This is a genomic window from Streptomyces sp. NPDC060035 (assembly GCF_042736635.1).
Taxonomy (GTDB): Bacteria; Actinomycetota; Actinomycetes; order Streptomycetales; family Streptomycetaceae; genus Streptomyces.
In genome coordinates, this window is the sequence record NZ_JBHWVO010000011.1 from 127,527 (window position 1) to 148,294 (window position 20,768).

Consider the following 20,768-nt stretch of genomic DNA (forward strand, 5'->3'; position numbering starts at 1 on the left):
TTCGTTAAGCGGACGTTTCGCCGTGTGTCATCCAGGCGCCGTGGAGCGGGTTCCGGAACCGCCCGGGGCCAGAATTCGCAGGGTGAGTTGAGATTTCGTTCGAATTCATGATGTTCGAACAACGAAGCGGCAAACGGACGATGACCACGTGCTGAGACGGCGCGGAACTGTGGCCAGTTCTGCGCCGTCCCTGGATGGCCGCGCGCCTACCCGTCGGTACGTCGTCAGGCCAGGCTCTCCCGCCAGGCGCGGTGCAGCCCCGCGAACCTGCCGTCGGTGCCGATGAGTTCGGCGGGAGTCCCGTCCTCCACGATCCGGCCGTGCTCCATCACCAGGACCCGGTCCGCGATCTCCACGGTCGACAGGCGGTGCGCGATGACCACCGCAGTGCGGCCGTGCAGCACGGTGTCCATGGCGCGCTGTACCGCCCGCTCGCCGGGGATGTCGAGCGAGCTCGTCGCCTCGTCGAGGATCAGTACGGCGGGGTCCGCCAGCAACGCACGGGCGAACGCCACCAGTTGACGCTGGCCGGCCGAGATCCGGCCGCCCCGCTTGCGTACGTCCGTGGCGTAGCCGTCGGGCAGGCCGCTGATGAAGTCGTGCGCCCCGATGGCCTTGGCCGCGTGCTCGATCTCCTCGGGCGTCGCGTCCGGACGGCCGATCGCGATGTTCTCGGCGATCGTCCCGGAGAACAGGAACGCCTCCTGGGTCACCATCACCACACCCCGCCGCAGCTCCGGCGTCGCCAGATCGCGCAGATCGGTGCCGTCCAGCAGGACCCGGCCCTCGGTCGGATCGTAGAAACGCGCCAGCAGCTTGGCGAGCGTCGACTTGCCCGCACCCGTCGAACCGACCACTGCCACGGTCTGGCCCGCCGGGATCGTCAGGCCGAAGCGGGGCAGGACCTCGCCACCTGTCCGGTAGGCGAACCGCACCCCGTCGAACGTCACCTCACGGCCCGGGTGCTCACCGGCCGGGGAGGGCAGTTCCTTCGGTGCGGCCGGCTCGGGAACGGTGGGCGTCTGCGCCAGCAGACCCGCGATCTTCTCCAGCGAAGCAGCGGCCGACTGGTAGGAGTTGAGGAACATCGCGAGCCGGTCGATCGGGTCGTACAGCCGCCGCAGATACAGCACCGCCGCGGCCAGCACCCCGAGCGCCAGCGTCCCCGACGCCACCCGGTACGCACCCCACAGCACCATCGCGGCCACCGCCGTGTTGGCGACCAGCCGGGAACCGACGACATAGCGGGCCATCTCCAGCAGCGCGTCCCCGTTCCGCCGCTCATGGCGGCGGTTGAGCACCGCGAAGTCCGCGTCGTTGCCCCGCTCCCTGCGGAAGGCCTGCACGGGACGGATCCCGTTCATCGTCTCCGCGAACTTCACGATGACCGCGGCGATGGCCGAGGAGCGCGCCGAATAGGCCTGGGACGCCCGGCTCCGGTACCCCCGCACCAGCAGATACAGGGGCACGAAGGAGGCCACCGCGATCGCGCCGATACCGAGATCCAGCCACAGCAGCAACAGCGAGATCGAAACGAACGACAGGACCACACCGATGAGTTCCTGCAGTCCCTCGCTCAGCAGTTCCCGCAGGGACTCCACATCCGTGGTCGAGCGCGAGATCAGCCGGCCGGAGGTGTAGCGCTCGTGGAAGTCCACGCTGAGCGCCTGCGCATGGCGGAAGATCCGGCCGCGCAGATCGAGCAGCACGTCCTGGTTGATCCGCGCGGCGACCCGGATGAACGCGTACTGCAGCACTCCCGCACCGACCGAGCACACGCCGTACCCCACCCCTACGGCGAGCAGCGGCCCGTAGTCATGGTCCCGGAACGCGGGCACGCCGCTGTCGATGGCGTACGCGACCAGCAGCGGCCCCGCCTGCACCGCGGCCTGCTGGACCAGCAGCAGGAGGGACGCCACGACCACCCGGGCGCGCAGCGGGCCGAGCAGTGAGGTCAGCAGAGCCCAGGTCGAACCGGGCGGCGCGGGAAGGGCGTCGTGGTCGAAGGCATCCCCGGGGCCCGGCTGTTGCGGCTTCGTCCCGGACAGGTCCTCGTCGGCGAGGGCGGATCCGTCGGTGGTGGCACTGGTCATCGGGTGCTGCCCTCCTCGGCAGAAAGCGCACGGGCGTCGTTCTCGGCCCCGGACATCAGCCAGGCGTACTCGCCATTGGTGCGCAGAAGTTCCTGATGGGTCCCGACGGCGGTGATCCGGCCCTCGGACAGCAGGGCCACCCGGTCGGCCAGCATCACGGTGGACGGCCGGTGGGCGACCACGACGGCCGTCGTGTCCTCGAGCACGCGCCGCAGCGCCGCCTCCACCAGCGCCTCCGTGTGCACATCCAGGGCGGAGAGCGGGTCGTCGAGCACGAGGAACCGGGGCTCGCCGACCACCGCACGGGCCAGCGCGAGGCGCTGGCGCTGGCCGCCGGAGAGGCTCAGTCCCTGCTCCCCGACCTGGGTGTCCACACCCTGCGGCAGGTCGTACACGAAGTCGGCCTGCGCCACCGAGAGCGCCCTGCTCAGCCCCTCCTCGCCGGCACCGTCCGCGCCCATCAGAACGTTCTCCCCGACGGTCGCCGAGAACAGTGTCGGCTCCTCGAACGCCACCGACACCAGCTCGCGCAGCCTGGGCCGGTCCATTTCGGCGATGTCCTCACCGTCCAGCAGGATCCGCCCGCCGGAGACCTCGTGCAGCCGCGGGACGAGCGCCGTGAGCGTCGTCTTCCCGGAACCGGTGGCCCCCACCAGGGCCATCGTCTCGCCGGGACGGATCCGCAGGTCGATCCGGGCCAGGACGGGCACGGAGCCGGGCTCGGCGTCCGGATAGCGGAACTCGACCCCCTCGAAGACGATGCCCGCACCGGCCGGCCCGGCCGCCGTATCCGCGGCGCCCGCGTCCAGCTCCTCCGCCACGTCCATGACCTCGAAGTAGCGGTCGGCGGCCGTCGCCGACTCCTGGCTCATCGCCAGCAGAAAGCCGATCGACTCGACCGGCCAGCGCAGTGCGAGCGCCGTCGACAGGAACGCGACCAGCGTCCCGGCCGACAGCTCGCCGTCGGCCACCTGGATCGTGCCGAGCACCAGTGCGGCACCGATCGCCAGCTCGGGAATGGCGGTGATGAGCGCCCAGATCCCCGCGAGCAGCCGGGCCTTGCCCAGCTCCGTACCCCGCAGCCGCTGCGCGAGCGCACGGAACGCCTGTGCCTGGCTACGGTTCCGGCCGAAGCCTTTGATGATGCGGATGCCCAGCACGCTCTCCTCGACGACCGTCGTCAGATCACCGACCTGGTCCTGCGCCGAGCGGGCCACCACCGCGTACTTCGTCTCGAAGACCGAGCACAGGACCACCAGAGGCACCGCGGGCGCCAGGAGCACCAGCCCGAGCGACCAGTCCTGTGCGAACAGGATGACGAAACCGACCAGGATCGTGGTGGCGTTGACCAGCAGGAACGTCAGCGGGAAAGCCAGGAACATCCGCATCAGCATCAGATCCGTGGTCCCGCGCGAGAGCAGCTGCCCCGAGGGCCAGCGGTCGTGGAAGGCCACCGGAAGCCGTTGCAGATGCCGGTAGAGATCGGCGCGCATCGACGCCTCGACCCCCGCCAGCGGCCGCGCCACGAGCCACCGCCGGAGCCCGAAGAGCCCGGCCTCGGCGATCCCCAGCAGCAGCAGATAGAGCGCGCCCAGCCACACTCCGCCCGGATCCCGGTCCGCGACGGGACCGTCCACCATCCACTTCAGGACGAGGGGGATCACCAGGCCGAGACAGGAGGCCAGAACCGCCACCAAGGCAGCACTGAGCCAGCGCATTCGCACGGGTCGGACATAGGGCCACAGACGCATGAGGGAGCGCACGGCGGACCGGTCCGTGGGCTCTGCAGGTTTTTCGGGCATCAGGAGCGAGCTTATGGTTCACCACTGACATCGCTCATCCGGTTTTCCGGTCGCTCCGCACCGGGTCGCAGGCCGTATCAACCGATCGGCTGATGCCGGTCCGAGCGGGACGGCGGATACCGCGGCCCGCTGCCCGCCGGAATCCTTGACCGCATGCCAGTCATCGAAGTGAACGGGGTACGCAAGGCCTACGCCGGCCGCCCCGCGGTCGACGGGGTGAGCTTCTCCGTGGCCGAGGGGGAGATCTTCGGGATCCTCGGCCCCAACGGCGCGGGCAAGACCACCACCGTCGAATGCGTCGAGGGGCTACGGATCCCCGACGAAGGCACGGTCCGCGTCGGCGGACTCGATCCTGTCGCCGACCGCGAAAAGGTGACGCTCCTGCTCGGCGCCCAACTACAGGAGAGCGAGCTGCAGCCCAAGCTGACCGTACGCGAGGCGCTCGAGCTGTACAGCGCCTTCTATCCGCGGCCCGCCGACTGGCGGTCGCTCGCCGAACGGCTCGGGCTGGACAGCCACCTCGACCGCCGCTTCGCCAAGCTGTCCGGCGGCCGGAAGCAGCGGCTGTTCATCGCCCTCGCGCTCATCGGCAATCCGCGGGTGGTCGTGCTCGACGAACTGACCACCGGCCTCGACCCCAGGGCCCGCAGGGACGCCTGGCGGCTCATCGAGGAGATCCGGGACAGCGGGGTGACCGTCCTGCTGGTCACCCACTTCATGGAGGAGGCCCAGAGGCTCTGCGACCGGGTCGCGGTGATCGACAAGGGCCGTGTGGTCGCGCTCGATACCCCCGGCGGGCTGATCGGCGGGGCGGCGGGATCGACCGCCATCTCCTTCACCCCCTCGGAGCCGATCGCGTACGCCGAACTCGGGACGCTGCCGGGTGCCGTCCGCGTCGACGTGACCGATCCCGGCGGCCGGGTGGTCATCCACGGTACGGACGACACCGCCAACGCCGTGATCACGCTCCTGGCCCGCCACCACATCACCGCCCGTCAGCTGCGCGTCGCCGAGGCCGGCCTGGACGACGTCTTCCTCGACCTCACGGAACAGGCCTCATGACCACGACCGCCACCACGACCGCCGGGCCCCGCCCGGCCCCGCTCGCTGCCGTCCTCAGGACGGAGACCCGGCTCTTCCTGCGCGAACCCGGCAGCCTGTTCTGGATCCTGGGCTTCCCGACCGCCCTGATGACGATCCTCGGTCTGATCCCGTCCTTCCGGGAGGCCGACGAAGCCCTCGGCGGCCGCAGCGTCATCGACCTCTACGTACCGGTGGCCGTGCTGCTCGCCATGATCATGGCCGGTCTGCAGGCCATGCCACCGGTTCTCACCGGATACCGCGAACGCGGCATCCTGCGCCGGATGTCGGCGACACCGGTACGTCCATCGGCCCTGCTCACCGCACAGATCGTGCTGCACGGTGCGGCCTCGCTGGGCTCCGCGGTACTGGTCATCGCCGTCGGGAGGGTCGCCTTCGGCGTGCGGCTGCCGGGGCAGGCGCTCGGCTACCTGCTGGCCCTCCTGCTGGCGGTCGCCTGCGTCCTCGCCCTCGGCGGGACCATCTGCGCACTGTCCCGGACGTCCAAGGTCGCGACCGCCGTCGGTTCGGTGGCCTACCTCACGATGATGTTCACAGCAGGCGTCTGGGTGCCCGTCCAGACCATGCCGGACCTGCTGCGCACGATCGTCGAGTTCACCCCGTTCGGTGCCGCCTCCCAGGCACTGGACCAGGCGGCCTCGGGGAACTGGCCCGGATCGGTGCACCTCGGCGTCATGGTGGTGTGGACCGCGGCGCTGGGTACGGCCTCGACCAGGCTCTTCCGCTGGGAGTGACGCGGGGCGTGACGTAGGGCGAGACTGGGTCCCGGACGAGGCGGCGGAGGCACCGATGAAGGGCGACGGCACGACGGCGGAGCGGTTCTACCGGTACGGCCCGTACACGCTCCTGGGCGTCGCCGTCCTGATGTCCGCCCTGTCCGCCGGGCCTGTCGGAATGTCCAGGACAGACATGTACGCGGCGGCGGCCCTGGTCTCGGCGGCCGTTGCCCTCCAGGTGTGGTGGGGCCGGATCCGGCAGCTGCCCTCGCACGACCGGGCCGCCCAGGTCTACTACGTTCTGCGGACCGTGCTGGGCTTCGCGCTCTGCTGGTGCAACCCCTTCTTCTCCATCTACGCCACCGTCGGCTACTTCGACGTCGGCGCACTGCTGCCGAGGCGCTTCGTACGCCTCGGGCTGATGAGCACCGCCGTCACGATGGCCGGAGCGCAGTCCGGCAGCGGTCTGCCGCCGGCCTCCCTCACCAACTGGGTGGCCTTCGGCGCGCTCTTCGTACTGCACTCCTCCGTCGCCCTCCTCTTCGGCAACATCGGTGCCCACGAGGAGGAGAAGGCCCGGCGACAGAAGGAGACCATCACCGAGCTGGAATGTGCCAACACCCGGCTGGAACAGGCCCTCGCCGAGAACGCGACCTTGCACGCCCAACTCCTGCTCCAGGCGCGGGAGGCCGGGATCGCCGACGAGCGGCGCCGGCTGGCCGCCGAGATCCACGACACCCTCGCGCAGGGTCTGGCCGGCATCATCGCCCAGCTCCAGGCCGTCACCTCCACCGCCGACCCCACCCTGGCCCGCGAGCACCTCGACCGTGCGGCGGGACTCGCCCGGCACGGTCTGGGCGAGGCACGCCGCTCGGTGCACAACCTGGTGCCCGCCGCTCTGGAGGACGACGACCTGCCGGGAGCGCTGAAGAAGACGGTCAGCGGTTGGACGGAACGCACCGGCGTACGCGCGGAGTTCACGGTCACCGGAACCGTCGAGCCGCTTCACGACGAGGTCGGCGCCACGCTGCTCCGCATCGCGGAGGAGGCCCTCGCCAACGCCGCCCGGCACGCCGGTGCGACCCGGGCGGGCGTCACGCTCTCCTACATGGGCGACGAGATCACTCTGGACGTACGCGACGACGGCTGCGGCTTCGACCCCCTCCTCCTGCCCCCGCACAGCGGCACGGGCGGCTTCGGCCTCGGCGGGATGCGGGCCCGCGCCGAACGGATCGCGGGCACGGTCGAGATCGAGACGGAACCCGGACTGGGCACGGCCGTCTCCGCCCGGGTGCCCCTGGTCCGGCGCACCTGACGGGACGTAGCCTGGAGCGACCATGACCGAGGCCCCGGGAACCGCGCGCGTCATCACCCTTCTCGTCGTCGACGACCACCCCGTCGTACGGGACGGTCTGCGCGGCATGTTCGCCCCGGCCCCCGGATTCGAGGTACTCGGCGAGGCGGCCGACGGTGTCGCGGCCGTCGCGCTGGCCGTCCGGCTGGACCCCGACGTCGTGCTCATGGACCTGCGGATGCCGGGCGGCGGGGGAGTGGCTGCCATCGCCGAACTGACCCGGCTCGGTGCCCGGTCCAAGGTGCTCGTCCTGACCACGTACGACACCGACTCCGACACCCTGCCGGCGATCGAGGCGGGCGCGACCGGCTATCTGCTCAAGGACGCGCCCCGCGACGATCTCTTCACCGCCGTCCGTGCCGCTGCCGACGGCCGCACCGTGCTCTCGCCGGCCGTCGCGTCCCGGCTGATCTCGCGGGTGCGCACTCCGGCCCCCGGCCACGAGTCCTTGTCCACCCGCGAACGCGAGGTGCTGGGCCTCGTCGCCAAGGGGACGTCGAACCGCGAGATCGCGGCCGAGCTCTTCATCAGCGAGGCGACCGTGAAGACCCACCTCACCCATGTCTTCGCCAAACTGGGTGCCAAGGACCGCGCCGCGGCCGTCGCCGTCGCCTACGAGCGGGGCATCCTCGGCTGAACCGCTCCCTCACTCCCTGACCCGCAGCAGCAGCATCGACCTCCCCGGCACCGTCAGCTCCGTGCCGCCCCGGTGGACCGTGCCGGGGGCCGTGGACTGGTCCTCCCGCGAGGTGTCCAGGAGCAGTTCGTACGACCGGGCCCACGGCGGGCCGGGCAGATGGAAGTCGCACGGGGTGTGCGCGGCGTGCAGGACCGCCAGGAAACTGTCGTCGGTGATCTGCTCGCCCCGGGCGTCCCGGCCCGGGATGTCGCGCCCGGAGAGGTAGAGGCCGAGCGTCGCCGCCGGTGCGTACCAGTCGGCCTCCGTCATCTCCGCGCCCTGCGGCGTGAACCACGCCAGGTCCCGCAGCCCGTCCGGGGCCTGGGGGGTCCCGGCGAAGAAGGCGCGGCGGCGCAGTACCGGATGGGTGTGGCGCAGAGCGAGCACCCGGGTGGTCAGCTCGGTCAGCTCCCGCCACTCCGGCCGGTCCAGGAGTGACCAGTCCAGCCAGCTGGTCTCGTTGTCCTGGCAGTACGCGTTGTTGTTGCCGCCCTGCGTACGGCCCATCTCGTCGCCCGCCACCAGCATCGGCACACCGGTCGACAGGAGCAGCGTGGTCAGCAGGTTGCGCAGCTGGCGGCGGCGCAGTGCGGTGATGCCGGGGTCGTCGCTCTCGCCCTCCGCGCCGCAGTTCCAGGCACGGTTGTCGTTCGTGCCGTCGCGGTTGCTCTCGCCGTTGGCCTCGTTGTGCTTGTTCTCGTAGGTGACCAGGTCGCGCAGGGTGAAGCCGTCGTGCGCGGTGACGAAGTTGACGGAGGCGTACGGGCGCCTGCCGCCCCAGGCGTACAGATCGCTCGACCCGGTGAGCCGGTAGCCGATGTCCCGTACGTCGGGCAGCGCACCGCGCCAGAAGTCCCGTACGGCGTCGCGGTAGCGGTCGTTCCACTCGGTCCACAGCGGGGGGAAGGCGCCCACCTGGTAGCCGCCGTTGCCGATGTCCCACGGTTCGGCGATCAGCTTGACCCGGCGCAGCACCGGGTCCTGGGCGATCACCGCGAGGAACGGGGAGAGCATGTCGACGTCGTGCATCGAGCGGGCCAGGGCCGCCGCCAGGTCGAAGCGGAAGCCGTCGACGCCCATCTCCGTCACCCAGTAGCGCAGCGAGTCCGTGATCAGGCGGAGCACCTGCGGCTGCACCACGTGCAGGGTGTTGCCGCAGCCGGTGTAGTCCGCGTAGCGGCGGGCGTCCGGCTGGAGGCGGTAGTAGCCGCGGTTGTCGATGCCGCGCAGGGACAGCATCGGGCCGAGCTCGCCCGCCTCCGCCGTGTGGTTGTAGACCACGTCGAGGATCACTTCGATCCCGGCGTCGTGCAGGGCGCGCACCATCTTCTTGAACTCGCCGACCTGCCCGCCCGCCGTGCCGCTCGCCGCGTAGTCGGCGTGCGGGGCGAAGTAGCCGATCGAGTTGTAGCCCCAGTAGTTGTGCAGCCCACGCCGCAGCAGGTGGTCCTCGTGGGCGAACTGATGGACGGGGAGCAGCTCGACGGCCGTCACGCCGAGCCGCTGGAGGTGTCCGACGGCGGCGGGGTGGGCGAGTCCGGCGTAGGTGCCCCGCAGCTCCGGAGGGATGTCCGGGTGGAGCTTGGTGAAGCCGCGCACGTGCAGTTCGTAGATGACCGAGTCCGCCCACGGCGTCTTGGGCCTGCGGTCGTCCACCCAGTCGTCGTCGTCGTGGACGACGACGCCCTTGGGTACGTACGGAGCCGAGTCCCGGTCGTCGCGCACGGTGTCGGCGACATGCTGCTGCGGCCAGTCCCTCACATGGCCGTACACCTCGGGCGGCAGGGTGAACGAACCGTCCACCGCGCGGGCGTACGGGTCGAGGAGCAGTTTCGCCGCGTTCCAGCGGGCGCCGGTCCAGGGGTCCCAGCGCCCGTGCACCCGGTAGCCGTAGCGCTGTCCGGCCTGTACGCCGGGGACGAAACCGTGCCAGATCTCGTGGGTCAGTTCGGTCAGGGGCAGCCGTGTCTCGCTGCCCTGCGTGTCGAAGAGACAGAGCTCGACGGCCTCCGCCCCGCCGGCCCAGAGGGCGAAGTTGGTGCCCGCAACACCGTCCGGACCGACCCGGAACCGGGCTCCGAGCGGCATCGGGGCACCCGGCCATACGGGTGGTCCGGCCGGCTCCTTACGCAGGGCCGGTCCGCGCTCCACCACCCTCTCGATCGTCGGTGACGCTTCCTCCTGCTCGGCTGTGCTCGACACCTCTCGGCCTCCCGCGGCTCGTCGGACGCGGCACCGCAGACAGGGCGCACGGCGTCCCGGCCGCGGCCCTCCCGGTGTGGTCCTCCCCCTCTGTTCTGCCCACGGCGGGGCCCGCACTCACGTTTCCCCCGGCCTCCCCTTGTCGTTGGGGGAACGTGAACCACGTAGCGAAGAGAGCACGGGCGGGTTCGGCCGCCGTGCTGACATGGGCAGGACTGTTGACCGTGCTGGCCGTACTGACCGGCTGCACCGAGGGAGCGTCGTTCTTCGGCGGGGACAACCGATCCCCCGGGGAGGTCATCCGGATCGTCCCCAAGGACGGCGCCGAGAACGTCGGAGCCAGGAGCCGGATCGAGGTGACCGTCCCCTACGGACGGCTCGAGCGGGTGAAGGTGACACGGATCGAGAACGCGGAACACGAGGAGGTGCCGGGCCGGATCGCCGAGGACGGCCACTCGTGGGCCCCCAAGGACGGCGGGCGCCGGCTCGGGCTCGCCGCCAAGTACAGCGTCGAGGCGGTCGCGGTCGACGGCGACGGCAGCCGCTCGGCCCGCAACACCACCTTCACGACCCTTGTACCCAAGGACCGCTTCATCGGCTACTTCAAGCCGGAGAACCGGTCCACCGTGGGCACCGGAATGATCGTCTCCTTCAACTTCAACCGGCCGGTCAGGCATCGTGCCGCCGTCGAGAAGGCCATCAGGGTCACCGCGCGGCCCGCGGTCGAAGTGATCGGCCACTGGTTCGGGAAGGACCGCCTCGACTTCCGTCCGGCCACGTACTGGAAGCCGGGCACCGAGGTCACCGTCGATGTGGGGCTGCGCGATGTCAAGGGTGCGCCCGGGGTGTACGGCAGCCAGCAGAAGAAGGTCACCTTCCGGGTCGGCCGGTCGCAGACGTCCGTGGTCGACGCCCGGGCCCACACCATGGAGGTACGCAGCAACGGCGAACTCGTCAGTACGGTGCCCATCACCGCGGGCGCGGAGAGGACGACCACGTACAACGGGAAGATGGTGGTCTCCGAGTTGCACGAGGTGACCCGGATGGACGGCCGCACGGTCGGCTTCGGCGGCGAGTACGACATCAAGGACGTGCCGCACGCCATCCGGCTGACCAAGTCGGGGACCTTCCTGCACGGCAACTACTGGGAATCTCCCGACATCTTCGGCTCCGAGAACACCAGCCACGGCTGCATCGGCTTGCGTGATGTGAAGGGCGGCAGCTCGGACACGCCGGCCGGGTGGTTCTTCGAGCGGACGCTCGTGGGCGACGTGGTCGAGGTGATCAACTCCCCCGACACGACGGTCGCTCCGGACAACGGGCTCGGCGGATGGAATCTCGCTTGGGGCCGGTGGAAGGCGGGCTCGGCGCTGCGCTGACCACCCGGTCCGACCTGCGCAGGTCCCGGAGGCGCCGTCTCCGGGACCACCGGGGGCGGGGCCGGACGACTTGGGACGGAACGGTGACATTCCGGGGGAGTTCTCCCAGCGCCCGGTGTGATTATCTTGCGCCGGGCGTGCACGTACAGCGCTCGGGGGTGCGGGCCATGGCGGGGCCAGGCCGTGCGAGGGGAGACGACCACATTGAACGGGCAGCCGATATCGGGGGCATCGGCCGGGGCGAGCAGAGGACGGCGCGGGCGTGGGGCCCCCGGACTTCTCGCACTGGTACTGGGTGCGCTGCTGTTGCTGGTGACGGCATGCGGGGGCGGCAACGCCGACGGGGGCAAGGACGGTAAGGCGGGCGCCGGCACCGAGGTCGACGACACCAGCGCATCCCAGGCGGTGGTGACGATCGCGCCCAAGGACGGTGCCGACGACGTCGCGACCAGCGGGGCGCTGAAGGTCACGGCCGCACAGGGCAAGCTGAGCCTGGTCAAGGTCGCCGACCCGAAGGGCAACGAGGTCGAGGGCAAGATCGCCGGGAACGGCCTGAGCTGGGTGCCGGACCGGCATCTGGCCGCGGCGACCAAGTACGCCGTGCACGCGGTCGCCAAGGACGCGAAGGGCCGTCAGTCGGCGAAGGACACCACCTTCACGACGCTGGTCCCGCAGAACACCTTCATCGGGCAGTACACGCCGGAGGACGGCTCGACCGTCGGCGTCGGCATGCCGGTGTCGATCCACTTCACCCGCGGTATCACCGATCCGGACGCCGTGGAGAGGGCGATCAAGGTGACGGCGGAGCCCGCCGTACAGATCGAGCCCCACTGGTTCGGCAACGACCGCCTCGACTTCCGTCCCGAGGAGTACTGGGCCGCGGGCACCAAGGTGACGCTGCGCCTCGACCTCGACGGCGTCGAGGGGCGGCCGGGGGTCTACGGCAAGCAGGCCAGGACCGTGAAGTTCACCATCGGCCGCAGCCAGGTCTCCACCGTCGACGCGAGCTCCCACCGGATGAAGGTGGTCCGCGACGGCAAGCAGATCAAGGACATCCCGATCTCCGCGGGCGCCCCGTCGACGACCACGTACAACGGACAGATGGTCATCAGCGAGAAGCTCAAGGTGACCCGGATGAACGGTGACACCGTCGGCTTCGGCGGTGAGTACGACATCAAGGACGTGCCGCACGCGATGCGGCTGTCCACGTCGGGCACCTTCATCCACGGCAACTACTGGGGCGCATCGAGCATCTTCGGCTCGACCAACACCAGCCACGGCTGTGTCGGTCTGCGTGACGTGCGCGGTGCCTGGGACGGCAAGACCCCCGCTGCCTGGCTCTTCGACAACTCGCTGATCGGTGACGTGGTGGTCGTGAAGAACTCCAAGGACAAGGTGATCCAGCCGGACAACGGCCTCAACGGCTGGAACATGGACTGGTCGGAGTGGACCAAGTAGGTCCCCCGGAGCGTCTCGTCCGGGACGGGCCCGGTGCTGTGACCAACAGCACCGGGCCCGTCGGCGTTAGTCGTGGTTAACCTGCCTTCCATGACCGTAACCCTCGAAGTAAGCGACAACGTCGGCACGATCCGGCTGGACCGCCCGCCGATGAACGCCCTGGACGTCGCCACCCAGGACCGGCTGCGCGAGCTCGCCGAGGAGGCGACCCGGCGCGACGACGTGCGTGCCGTGATCCTCTACGGCGGCGAGAAGGTGTTCGCCGCGGGCGCGGACATCAAGGAGATGCAGGCGATGGACCACACGGCGATGATCGTGCGCTCCAAGGCCCTGCAGGACTCGTTCACCGCAGTGGCGCGGATCCCCAAGCCCGTGGTCGCCGCCGTCACCGGCTATGCACTGGGCGGCGGCTGCGAGCTGGCGCTCTGCGCCGACTTCAGGATCGCCGCGGACAACGCCAAGCTCGGCCAGCCCGAGATCCTGCTCGGGCTGATCCCGGGCGCCGGCGGCACCCAGCGGCTCGCCCGGCTGGTCGGTCCGTCCAGGGCCAAGGACCTGATCTTCACGGGCCGCCACGTGAAGGCCGAGGAGGCCCTGAGAATCGGCCTGGTGGACCGCGTGGTGCCCGCCGCGGAGGTGTACGAGCAGGCGCACGCCTGGGCCGCCCGGCTGGCCCAGGGACCCGCGCTGGCGCTGCGCGCCGCGAAGGAGTCCGTGGACGCGGGTCTGGAGACGGACATCGACACCGGGCTCACGATCGAGCGGAACTGGTTCGCCGGTCTGTTCGCCACCGAGGACCGGGAGCGCGGTATGCGTAGTTTTGTGGAGGAGGGTCCGGGCAAGGCCAAATTCCTCTGACCGAAAGCCAGTTGGGTACAGAGGGGCGTGTGTTCATCCGTGTGGGCGGATTAGCTGGACCTTAAGAGAGCCTTAAGGTCTGGCGCCCGCACCCCTTGTGCAATTACCCGACGAAGGTATGTCGGTGCAGCTCATCGCGGCTGCGAGGGGTGACATTCTGCCCCTGGCATATGTCAAAGCACCGTCTCGGAATGATGGATTCCGGCGAGAGGATTCCGCAGGAACGGTCACAGAGAGCGTTCCGTGCGGCCATGATGGTGGGCATGGCGGGCCTGGAGGGTGTGGAACAGCCGCGACCGCGCAGCAGCGCAACAGCGGCACGCTGGATGCCGGCCGTCGATGACGAACAGGCGTTCAAGGCGCTGGAGTTGTTCGGAAATCCGACGGAGGACGAAGTCCGGTTGCCCTCGCGCCCCGAGTCCGCGGCCACCGCTCGCCGGCTCACTTCGTGCGTGATGCTCCGCCAGTGGGGACTGCCCCCGCAGACTGCGGAACACGCCGTACTGCTCGTCTCCGAGCTCGTCGGCAACGCGGTGCGGCACACCGGGGCTCGGGTCTTCGGGCTGCGGATGCTGCGCCGCCGGGGCTGGATCCGGGTCGAGGTGCGCGATCCCTCGCGCGGGCTGCCGTGTCTGATGCCCGTCCGGGAGATGGATGTCAGCGGGCGAGGGCTCTTCCTCGTCGACAAACTCTCCGACCGCTGGGGCGTGGATCTTCTGCCCCGTGGGAAGACCACGTGGTTCGAGATGCGCACCTCCGACCGTTGACGTGCAGAAGCCCCCGGTCGGCCGTGGTGCGGCGCCTCGAGGGCTTCTGTGCAGGCCGTGGAATGGGGGGTGTGTCCACGGCCGCTGGTGGGACCTGGCTCGGGTCGGAGGAGGTCGTGTCACCGACTATGGCAGACGGGCGACCCTGCCGCCAAAGCGATAAACCAGGCAAATCATCCAAAATGGTCATATTCAGCTTCTGAATCACAGGTGTGATGAGTCACTGGCCTGGCTTTCTTTGCGTGCTTGTGGGCTTTGGCGGGTGATTCATTGATCATCCCAGAAAAGCGTCAATCAATATATTCCGCCCATCTCGCCCTACTGTGTCTCGGGTCTCGGGGAAACAGCACCCGAACCGAACCCCGCGAGGTGGACGGCCATGAACGGTCGCAGGACACCGGTTCCCCGCCGCAGCGCCCTGCGCGCGAGCGCCGGGGCACTCCTGGCAGGCGCCGGCACCGCAGGCTGTACGCAGGACGACACCGCCACCCCCGCCTTGCAGAAGGGCCAAAAGGGCCAGAAGCCCCCCGTCGCCGTCCGCACCGCTCCCGCCCCGCACCGCTTCCCGGGCCGGCCGGTCCAGATCGAGCACGGCCCCCGCAACCGGAACCGCGTCGCCCTCACCTTCCACGGCCAGGGCGACCCGGCCCTCGCGCGCACCGTCCTCGCCGAAGCCGAACGGGCCGGAGCCCGGCTCACCGTCCTGGCCGTCGGGAGCTGGCTCGACGAACACCCCGAAATGGCCCGCCGGATCCTCGACGGCGGCCACGACCTCGGCAACCACACCCAGCGCCACCTCGACATCAACGCGATGGACGAAGCACAGGCGTACGCCGAGATCACCGGCTGCGCCCAGCGTCTGCACCGTCTCACCGGCTCCATCGGCACCTGGTTCCGGCCGTCGCGCGCCCAGCACGCCACCCCGCTCGTCCAGAACCTCGCCCGCCGGGCCGGCTACGCGCACGTCCTCGCCTACGACGTGGACTCGCTGGACTTCACCTCGCCGGGTGTCGCGGCCGTCACCCGCAAGGTCGCAGGCGAACTCCGAAACGGATCCGTGGTGAGCCTGCACTTCGGCTACCGGGACACGGTCGCCGCACTGCCCCTCCTCCTCACCGAAATCGACCGGCGCCAACTGCGCGCGGTGACCACGACGGAGCTGCTGACCTGATGCTTCCCTCCATGCGCACCACCACCGCCACGGCCCTGCTCGGGGGCGTACTCGTCGCAGCGCTCGCCGCCTGCGGGACGCCCGTGGACCACGCACGGGCCTCCCGTACCGAGGCCGCCGCACCGCCGGTCAAGCCGACGCGGGCCGCGACCCCGCCCGGACTGCCCGGGATGCCGCCGGTGCTCGACCCCAAGGACGTCTACGCCGCCGACCGCGCGGGGAAACTGGCACCGGCCGTCAAGGACTTCCCGTCCCGGGTGTACGTCCCCAACACCAACTCCGACACCGTGTCGGTGATCGATCCCGTGACGTACAAGGTCATCGAGACCATCCCCGTCGGCCGGCAGCCCCAGCACGTCGTCCCCTCCTGGGACCTGAAGACCCTCTGGGTCAACAATGACGTGGGCGACAGCCTCACCGCCATCGACCCGGCCACCGGGAAGACCGGTCGCACGCTCGAGGTCTCCGACCCGTACAACCTCTACTTCACCCCGAACGGCAAGTACGCCGTCGTCATGGCCTCGCTGGACCGTGAGCTGGTCTTCCGCGACCCGAAGACCATGGACCGGGCCAAGACCGTCCCGGTGAGCTGCGCGGGCGTCAACCACGCGGACTTCTCGGCGGACGGGCAGTACTTCATCGTCTCCTGCGAGTTCTCCGGCGAACTCCTCAAGGTCGACACGGAGAAGATGGAGGTCGTCGGACAGCAGAGGCTGCCGATGCAGGGCGCCATGCCGCAGGACGTGAAGCTCTCCCCGGACGGATCGACCTTCTACATCGCCGACATGATGGCGCACGGCATGTGGGTGCTCGACGGAAAGAAGTTCACCACCCCGAAGCTGCTGCCCACCGGCAAGGGCTGCCACGGGCTCTATGTCAGCCGGGACTCCAAGGAGATGTACATCTCCAACCGGGGCGAGGGCTCCGTCTCCGTCTTCGACTTCGCGAAGAACGAGCTCACCAAGAAGTGGCACCTGCCCGACGGCGGCAGCCCGGACATGGGTGGCGTCTCGGCCGACGGCAAGGTGCTCTGGCTGTCCGGGCGTTACGACGCGGAGGTCTACGCGATCGACACCGCCAGCGGCGAGCAGCTGGCCAGGATCCCGGTCGGCAGCGGGCCGCACGGGCTGGCCGTCTACCCGCAGCCCGGCCGCTACTCGCTCGGCCACACCGGCGTCTTCCGCTGACCGCTGCGTCCGGCGCGGCGCTACCCGGGGATCAGCAGAGCCTCCGAGCCCACCGGCCGGAACCCCGCCGCCTGGAACGTCCGTACGCTGCGCGCGTTGCCCGGCGACTGCTGCGACCACACGAACGGGTCCGGCACCAGCTGCCGGGCCACTCGCGCCAGCCGCTCCCCGAGCCCTCGGCCACGTGCCGCCTCGTCCACCTCGATCGCGGTCTCCCAGCGTCCGGCGACCCCTCGGCCCAGCAGCACCACGCCGCCGTCCGTGGCCCAGACGCGCACCTCGTCCCGGTATGTCATCGCGCGTGCCACCCGGGGGTGTTCGGGGTCCCGGATCTCCCGCAGCGGCAGATCCGGGCCGCCCGGCAGCGCGTCGGCGACCGTCAGCAGATCGATGGTGTTCGTCCGGCGTCCGGTGCGGGCCAGCAGCGCGCACAGGAAGTGCGGGTTCATGGTGGCGCCCAGCTCGTCGGAAGGGGTGGCCGCCAGCGTGGACCGTATCCACCGGGGGTCCTCGTCGGTGAACACCACCGAGTGCGCGGTGAGCGCGAGCACGCCGGCGTCGCGGACACTCGGCTGTTCCACGATGGTGGTGCTGCCGTCCGGCGCCGGAAACGTCCCGCGCGCCGCGGCTGCGAGGATCTGAGCAAGTGTGTCGGCCATGCCTCCATGATCACTGACCGGCCGCCGACCGGCCGCCGCACTGCGTCGGATTTCCGCCCGATAATCTGACCACGTCAGCAACGCTTTACGAAGGGGCGGGACAGTGGCGGACATCGAGTCGGCACGCAAGGCATTCGAGCGGTTCGACCAGAACGGCGACGGCCTGATCACGGCGGCCGAGTACAAGAGCGCGATGGCGCAGCTCGGCGACCCGTTCGTCACCGAGACGGTGGCGCAGGCGATCATCAACGCACACGACGCGAACGGTGACGGGCAGCTCACGTTCGACGAGTTCTGGGCCGTTCAGAACAAGGGCTGAGCGCGGTGGCCCCCGGCCCGAGGCGCGGGGGCCAACTCGTCTGCGGAGCTGGACAGGTCTGGCCGATTGTGACCGGTGGGTCCGGCAGTCCAGTGATCGTCGCCGGCCGACCGCGTGCTGCCCCGGCCCGGCGGGACGCGACCTGACCACGGTCGGCAGGGCCCGGTACCCCGTTGCCGGGATCCCTCGGGCCCTGCCGTGGAAGGTGCACCGTCAGGCGGCGAAGTACTGGGACAGCGTCTCGCGCCGGTCGATCTCGACCAGATCAGGACGCGTATAGCGCTCCGCACGGGCGTGGTAGTCGAAGTCACCGCGGACCATACCGCGATAGTCCCGCGCACAGCGTTCCAGCGCCGCCCGTGTCCGTCCGTCAATACCCGCGGCCTCTATCTCCTCGGCCAGTTCCTTTTCGGCCCGCTGAACTCGCTCCGCGATACGTGCCAGTTGAATTCCGGCCTCGTCCACAGCCTCTTGGAGAGTGGAGCCGCGGTCCCGCTGAATGAGGCGGACGGCATTGTGCTCGTAACCGAGAACTGCCTCCTTCTCGAAGGAGCATATGTCGTTGCACAGACCCGAGTGGTCGGTCACCGCGTTCCGCAGTGCGATGTACGCGGGAAGGCTGCGGGCCGACTCGGGAAGATCGATTCCTGCGGTGATCTCGTGGAGGTCCAGGAAGGGCTGCATGGCCACCGAGTCCCGGCGGTGCTTCACGAAATCGGCCCGGCTCGGCACCTGTCCGGCGGCCCGCTCGACGGCCTCCGCGTAGTAGGTCCACAGCCAGGAAACCGTGTCACGGCGGAACTGCCGGATCCAGACGGGCGACCGGCCCCGGCAGGTCCGCTCCCGCAGGCCGGTCAGCGCGTGCTCCATGGGGCCCTGCGGATCGGCGCCGTCCAGGACGTCCACCAGTCGGGCGATCGCGTCCTCGCACATGTGCGGGTCCCGCCCGGCCGGTCCGTCGTCGAACTCGTCGTCGACCAGGAACGCCCAGAAGAGCCACTGGCAGAAGAGATCGAGGTGCGCCTGCGAAGCCCCCGGAAACATGAGGGATATCCAGAGTTCCGGGCGAGTGCGGAGCATCTTCTTCCGGGCGGCCGGAGCCAGGGCGAGACCATTCGAATCCGCCCATTCCCAGACGGCCTTCTTGGTTTCCTCCACGCCCGGGTTACACCCTGCGCTCTGGAACGGCATATGAAACACCGGTAAAACAATCTGGCTCATTGGTGCCCCTCGTCGAAATGCTGCGAATGAAGGATGGGAGCGGGGATTTCATCGGCGCGATGTGCCGGTGCCGGCCCGCCGGAGCGGACGTCGCGCACCCGACAAGCCCTGGGCAGAGGGTCACCGTACGAGGTGAGGCGGCCAAGGCGGCCCTCCTTCCTCTGCCAGGGGCCTGGACATCGGAGCCGGATCCGCGAGCCGGTGGGGCGACCGCGTCACCATGCGTCACGTCCAGTGAACCCCTTGTGGGCGACAGAGGGAAGCCACTTGTGACCGAAATTGCATGATCGCGGCGAACAGCTGCTCATCTATGAGCACTTAGGGGGTCTCTGGGGTTGTGTCCTGTCAGCACTCGATGATGTTGACCGCGAGCCCGCCGCGCGCCGTCTCCTTGTACTTGACGCTCATGTCCGCGCCCGTCTCCTTCATGGTCTTGATGACCTTGTCGAGGGAGACCTTGTGGCTGCCGTCGCCGCGCAGCGCCATCCTGGCCGCGGTGACCGCCTTCACGGCCGCCATGCCGTTGCGCTCGATGCACGGGATCTGGACCAGACCGCCCACCGGGTCGCAGGTCAGGCCCAGGTTGTGCTCCATGCCGATCTCGGCGGCGTTCTCCACCTGCTCGGCGGAGCCGCCGAGGACCTCGGCGAGGGCGCCCGCGGCCATCGAACAGGCGGATCCGACCTCGCCCTGGCAGCCGACCTCGGCGCCGGAGATGGAGGCGTTCTCCTTGAAGAGCATGCCGATGGCCCCGGCGGCCAGCAGGAAGCGGACGACGCTGTCGTCCTTCTCGGCCTCGGTGCAGCCGCCCGCGGCGAAGTTCATGTAGTAGTGCAGGACGGCGGGGATGATGCCGGCGGCGCCGTTGGTCGGGGCGGTGACGACGCGGCCGCCCGCGGCGTTCTCCTCGTTGACGGCCATCGCGTAGAGGGTGATCCACTCCATCGCGTGCGCCTGCGGGTCGCCCTCGGCGCGCAGCTGGCGGGCCGAGTTCGCGGCGCGGCGGCGGACCTTCAGACCGCCGGGCAGGATGCCCTCGCGGGACATGCCGCGTGAGACGCAGGCCTGCATGACGCGCCAGATCTCCAGGAGGCCGGTGCGGATCTCGTCCTCGGTGCGCCAGGCCTTCTCGTTCTCCAGCATGAGCGAGGAGATGGACAGGCCCGTCTCGCGGGCGAGCCGCAGCAGCTCGTCACCGGTGCGGAAGGGGTGCTTGAGGACGGTGTCGTCCGGGACGATCGGGTTCTCCCCGGCCACCGCGTCCTCGTCGACGACGAAGCCGCCGCCGACCGAGTAGTACGTCTTCTCCAGGAGCGGGGCGCCCTCGTGGTCGTACGCGAAGATCGTCATCCCGTTGGCGTGGTACGGCAGCGCCTTGCGGCGGTGCAGGACCAGCTGCTCGTCGGTGTCGAAGGGGATCTCGTGCATGCCGAGGAGGCTGATACGCCCCGTGGAGCGGATCTCCTCGACCCGGCTGTCGGCGCCCTCGACGTCGACGGTACGGGGGGACTCGCCCTCCAGGCCGAGCAGGACGGCCTTGGGGGTGCCGTGGCCGTGGCCGGTCGCGCCGAGCGAGCCGTACAGCTCCGCCCGTATCGACGCGGTGTGGGCCAGCAGGCCCTCGTTCTTGAGGCGGCGGGCGAACATGCGGGCCGCGCGCATCGGGCCGACCGTGTGGGAGCTGGACGGGCCGATGCCGACCGAGAAGAGGTCGAAGACCGAGATGGCCACGGGAGGACTCCTAAGGGGTTGGTAGACGCCGTTGTCTGCCGGGTGGTGCGGGCCGGGCCGGTGGGCCCGAA

At 69.9% G+C, this 20,768-nt stretch carries 17 protein-coding genes; 11 read left to right on the top strand and 6 right to left on the bottom strand.

All coding sequences use genetic code 11. The features are described from left to right. Positions 1 to 224: 224 nt before the first annotated feature. Positions 225 to 2,093: an ABC transporter ATP-binding protein gene (locus ACFWBQ_RS19435; protein WP_385490215.1), complete on the bottom strand. Its 1,869-nt coding sequence runs from the start codon at positions 2,091 to 2,093 to the stop codon at positions 225 to 227. Next, complete coding sequence (locus ACFWBQ_RS19440; RefSeq protein ID WP_385490218.1) at positions 2,090 to 3,895, bottom strand: ABC transporter ATP-binding protein; 1,806 nt, start codon at positions 3,893 to 3,895, stop codon at positions 2,090 to 2,092. Before ACFWBQ_RS19440 ends, ACFWBQ_RS19435 begins: the two co-directional genes overlap by 4 nt. A gap of 153 nt (positions 3,896 to 4,048) precedes the next feature. Between ACFWBQ_RS19440 and ACFWBQ_RS19445 the strand changes: the two genes are divergently transcribed. The 4 genes from ACFWBQ_RS19445 to ACFWBQ_RS19460 are packed head-to-tail and all read left to right on the top strand — an operon-like array spanning position 4,049 to position 7,703. After that, positions 4,049 to 4,957 carry an ABC transporter ATP-binding protein gene (locus tag ACFWBQ_RS19445; RefSeq protein WP_385490220.1) on the top strand — a complete coding sequence of 303 codons (909 nt, stop codon included), beginning with the start codon at positions 4,049 to 4,051 and terminating at the stop codon, positions 4,955 to 4,957. Beyond that, a complete protein-coding gene (locus ACFWBQ_RS19450) occupies positions 4,954 to 5,730 on the top strand; it encodes an ABC transporter permease (protein ID WP_385490222.1) in 777 nt (258 codons plus the stop codon). The genes ACFWBQ_RS19445 and ACFWBQ_RS19450 overlap by 4 nt, the downstream gene beginning before the upstream one ends. A 55-nt stretch (positions 5,731 to 5,785) precedes the next feature. Continuing rightward, positions 5,786 to 7,027, top strand: coding sequence for a sensor histidine kinase (locus tag ACFWBQ_RS19455; protein WP_385490225.1), 1,242 nt, complete (start codon positions 5,786 to 5,788; stop codon positions 7,025 to 7,027). A 22-nt stretch (positions 7,028 to 7,049) separates the two neighbouring features. After that, positions 7,050 to 7,703 (top strand): response regulator, encoded by a 654-nt coding sequence (locus ACFWBQ_RS19460; protein WP_385490228.1) that lies wholly within the window; start codon positions 7,050 to 7,052, stop codon positions 7,701 to 7,703. Between the two features lie 9 nt (positions 7,704 to 7,712). Here ACFWBQ_RS19460 and glgX read toward each other — a convergent pair whose 3' ends face one another. Next, positions 7,713 to 9,833, bottom strand: coding sequence for a glycogen debranching protein GlgX (gene glgX, locus ACFWBQ_RS19465; RefSeq protein ID WP_385490521.1), 2,121 nt, complete (start codon positions 9,831 to 9,833; stop codon positions 7,713 to 7,715). A 269-nt stretch (positions 9,834 to 10,102) separates the two neighbouring features. Here glgX and ACFWBQ_RS19470 point away from each other — a divergent pair, with 269 nt between their 5' ends. The 6 genes from ACFWBQ_RS19470 to ACFWBQ_RS19495 all read left to right on the top strand — a co-directional run bounded on the left by ACFWBQ_RS19470 (position 10,103) and on the right by ACFWBQ_RS19495 (position 16,767). Further along, the gene (locus ACFWBQ_RS19470; protein WP_385490231.1) at positions 10,103 to 11,326 is read left to right on the top strand and encodes an Ig-like domain-containing protein; all 1,224 of its coding nucleotides are present in this window, start codon (positions 10,103 to 10,105) and stop codon (positions 11,324 to 11,326) included. Between the two features lie 204 nt (positions 11,327 to 11,530). Continuing rightward, positions 11,531 to 12,784: an Ig-like domain-containing protein gene (locus tag ACFWBQ_RS19475; RefSeq protein ID WP_385490233.1), complete on the top strand. Its 1,254-nt coding sequence runs from the start codon at positions 11,531 to 11,533 to the stop codon at positions 12,782 to 12,784. A gap of 90 nt (positions 12,785 to 12,874) precedes the next feature. Beyond that, on the top strand, positions 12,875 to 13,642 hold the full coding sequence (locus tag ACFWBQ_RS19480) for an enoyl-CoA hydratase-related protein (protein ID WP_351168796.1): 768 nt from the start codon (positions 12,875 to 12,877) through the stop codon (positions 13,640 to 13,642). Positions 13,643 to 13,893: 251 nt separating this feature from the next. Continuing rightward, the gene (locus tag ACFWBQ_RS19485; protein ID WP_385490524.1) at positions 13,894 to 14,409 is read left to right on the top strand and encodes an ATP-binding protein; all 516 of its coding nucleotides are present in this window, start codon (positions 13,894 to 13,896) and stop codon (positions 14,407 to 14,409) included. Between the two features lie 379 nt (positions 14,410 to 14,788). Next, on the top strand, positions 14,789 to 15,580 hold the full coding sequence (locus ACFWBQ_RS19490; RefSeq protein WP_385490237.1) for a polysaccharide deacetylase family protein: 792 nt from the start codon (positions 14,789 to 14,791) through the stop codon (positions 15,578 to 15,580). Beyond that, entirely contained in the window at positions 15,580 to 16,767 is a 1,188-nt protein-coding gene (locus ACFWBQ_RS19495) for a hypothetical protein (RefSeq protein ID WP_385490240.1), read from the top strand. Before ACFWBQ_RS19490 ends, ACFWBQ_RS19495 begins: the two co-directional genes overlap by 1 nt. 20 nt (positions 16,768 to 16,787) lie before the next feature. Here the strand turns inward: ACFWBQ_RS19495 and ACFWBQ_RS19500 are convergent, their stop codons facing one another. Next, positions 16,788 to 17,426, bottom strand: a complete 639-nt coding sequence (locus tag ACFWBQ_RS19500; RefSeq protein WP_385490243.1) for a GNAT family N-acetyltransferase — start codon at positions 17,424 to 17,426, stop codon at positions 16,788 to 16,790. A 103-nt stretch (positions 17,427 to 17,529) separates the two neighbouring features. Between ACFWBQ_RS19500 and ACFWBQ_RS19505 the strand changes: the two genes are divergently transcribed. Continuing rightward, the gene (locus tag ACFWBQ_RS19505) at positions 17,530 to 17,745 is read left to right on the top strand and encodes an EF-hand domain-containing protein (RefSeq protein ID WP_385490245.1); all 216 of its coding nucleotides are present in this window, start codon (positions 17,530 to 17,532) and stop codon (positions 17,743 to 17,745) included. A gap of 213 nt (positions 17,746 to 17,958) precedes the next feature. On the opposite strand, the gene ACFWBQ_RS19510 is transcribed toward ACFWBQ_RS19505, so the two are convergent. Both ACFWBQ_RS19510 and ACFWBQ_RS19515 read right to left on the bottom strand, forming a co-directional pair. Next, a complete protein-coding gene (locus ACFWBQ_RS19510; RefSeq protein WP_385490249.1) occupies positions 17,959 to 18,936 on the bottom strand; it encodes a terpene synthase family protein in 978 nt (325 codons plus the stop codon). A 375-nt stretch (positions 18,937 to 19,311) separates the two neighbouring features. Continuing rightward, positions 19,312 to 20,697 carry an L-serine ammonia-lyase gene (locus tag ACFWBQ_RS19515; protein ID WP_385490252.1) on the bottom strand — a complete coding sequence of 462 codons (1,386 nt, stop codon included), beginning with the start codon at positions 20,695 to 20,697 and terminating at the stop codon, positions 19,312 to 19,314. Positions 20,698 to 20,768 lie beyond the last annotated feature (71 nt).

What these genes read in the sequence shown, in the direction of transcription:
- ACFWBQ_RS19510 (WP_385490249.1), bottom strand. Translation starts at nt 18,936, where the DNA reads ATGCCGTTCCAGAGCGCAGGGTGTAACCCGGGCGTGGAGGAAACCAAG.
- ACFWBQ_RS19500 (WP_385490243.1), bottom strand. Translation starts at nt 17,426, where the DNA reads ATGGCCGACACACTTGCTCAGATCCTCGCAGCCGCGGCGCGCGGGACG.
- glgX (WP_385490521.1), bottom strand. Translation starts at nt 9,833, where the DNA reads ATGCCGCTCGGAGCCCGGTTCCGGGTCGGTCCGGACGGTGTTGCGGGC.
- ACFWBQ_RS19435 (WP_385490215.1), bottom strand. Translation starts at nt 2,093, where the DNA reads ATGACCAGTGCCACCACCGACGGATCCGCCCTCGCCGACGAGGACCTG.
- ACFWBQ_RS19490 (WP_385490237.1), top strand. Translation starts at nt 14,789, where the DNA reads ATGAACGGTCGCAGGACACCGGTTCCCCGCCGCAGCGCCCTGCGCGCG.
- ACFWBQ_RS19485 (WP_385490524.1), top strand. Translation starts at nt 13,894, where the DNA reads ATGATGGTGGGCATGGCGGGCCTGGAGGGTGTGGAACAGCCGCGACCG.
- ACFWBQ_RS19460 (WP_385490228.1), top strand. Translation starts at nt 7,050, where the DNA reads ATGACCGAGGCCCCGGGAACCGCGCGCGTCATCACCCTTCTCGTCGTC.
- ACFWBQ_RS19495 (WP_385490240.1), top strand. Translation starts at nt 15,580, where the DNA reads ATGCTTCCCTCCATGCGCACCACCACCGCCACGGCCCTGCTCGGGGGC.
- ACFWBQ_RS19440 (WP_385490218.1), bottom strand. Translation starts at nt 3,895, where the DNA reads ATGCCCGAAAAACCTGCAGAGCCCACGGACCGGTCCGCCGTGCGCTCC.
- ACFWBQ_RS19480 (WP_351168796.1), top strand. Translation starts at nt 12,875, where the DNA reads ATGACCGTAACCCTCGAAGTAAGCGACAACGTCGGCACGATCCGGCTG.
- ACFWBQ_RS19450 (WP_385490222.1), top strand. Translation starts at nt 4,954, where the DNA reads ATGACCACGACCGCCACCACGACCGCCGGGCCCCGCCCGGCCCCGCTC.
- ACFWBQ_RS19455 (WP_385490225.1), top strand. Translation starts at nt 5,786, where the DNA reads ATGAAGGGCGACGGCACGACGGCGGAGCGGTTCTACCGGTACGGCCCG.
- ACFWBQ_RS19445 (WP_385490220.1), top strand. Translation starts at nt 4,049, where the DNA reads ATGCCAGTCATCGAAGTGAACGGGGTACGCAAGGCCTACGCCGGCCGC.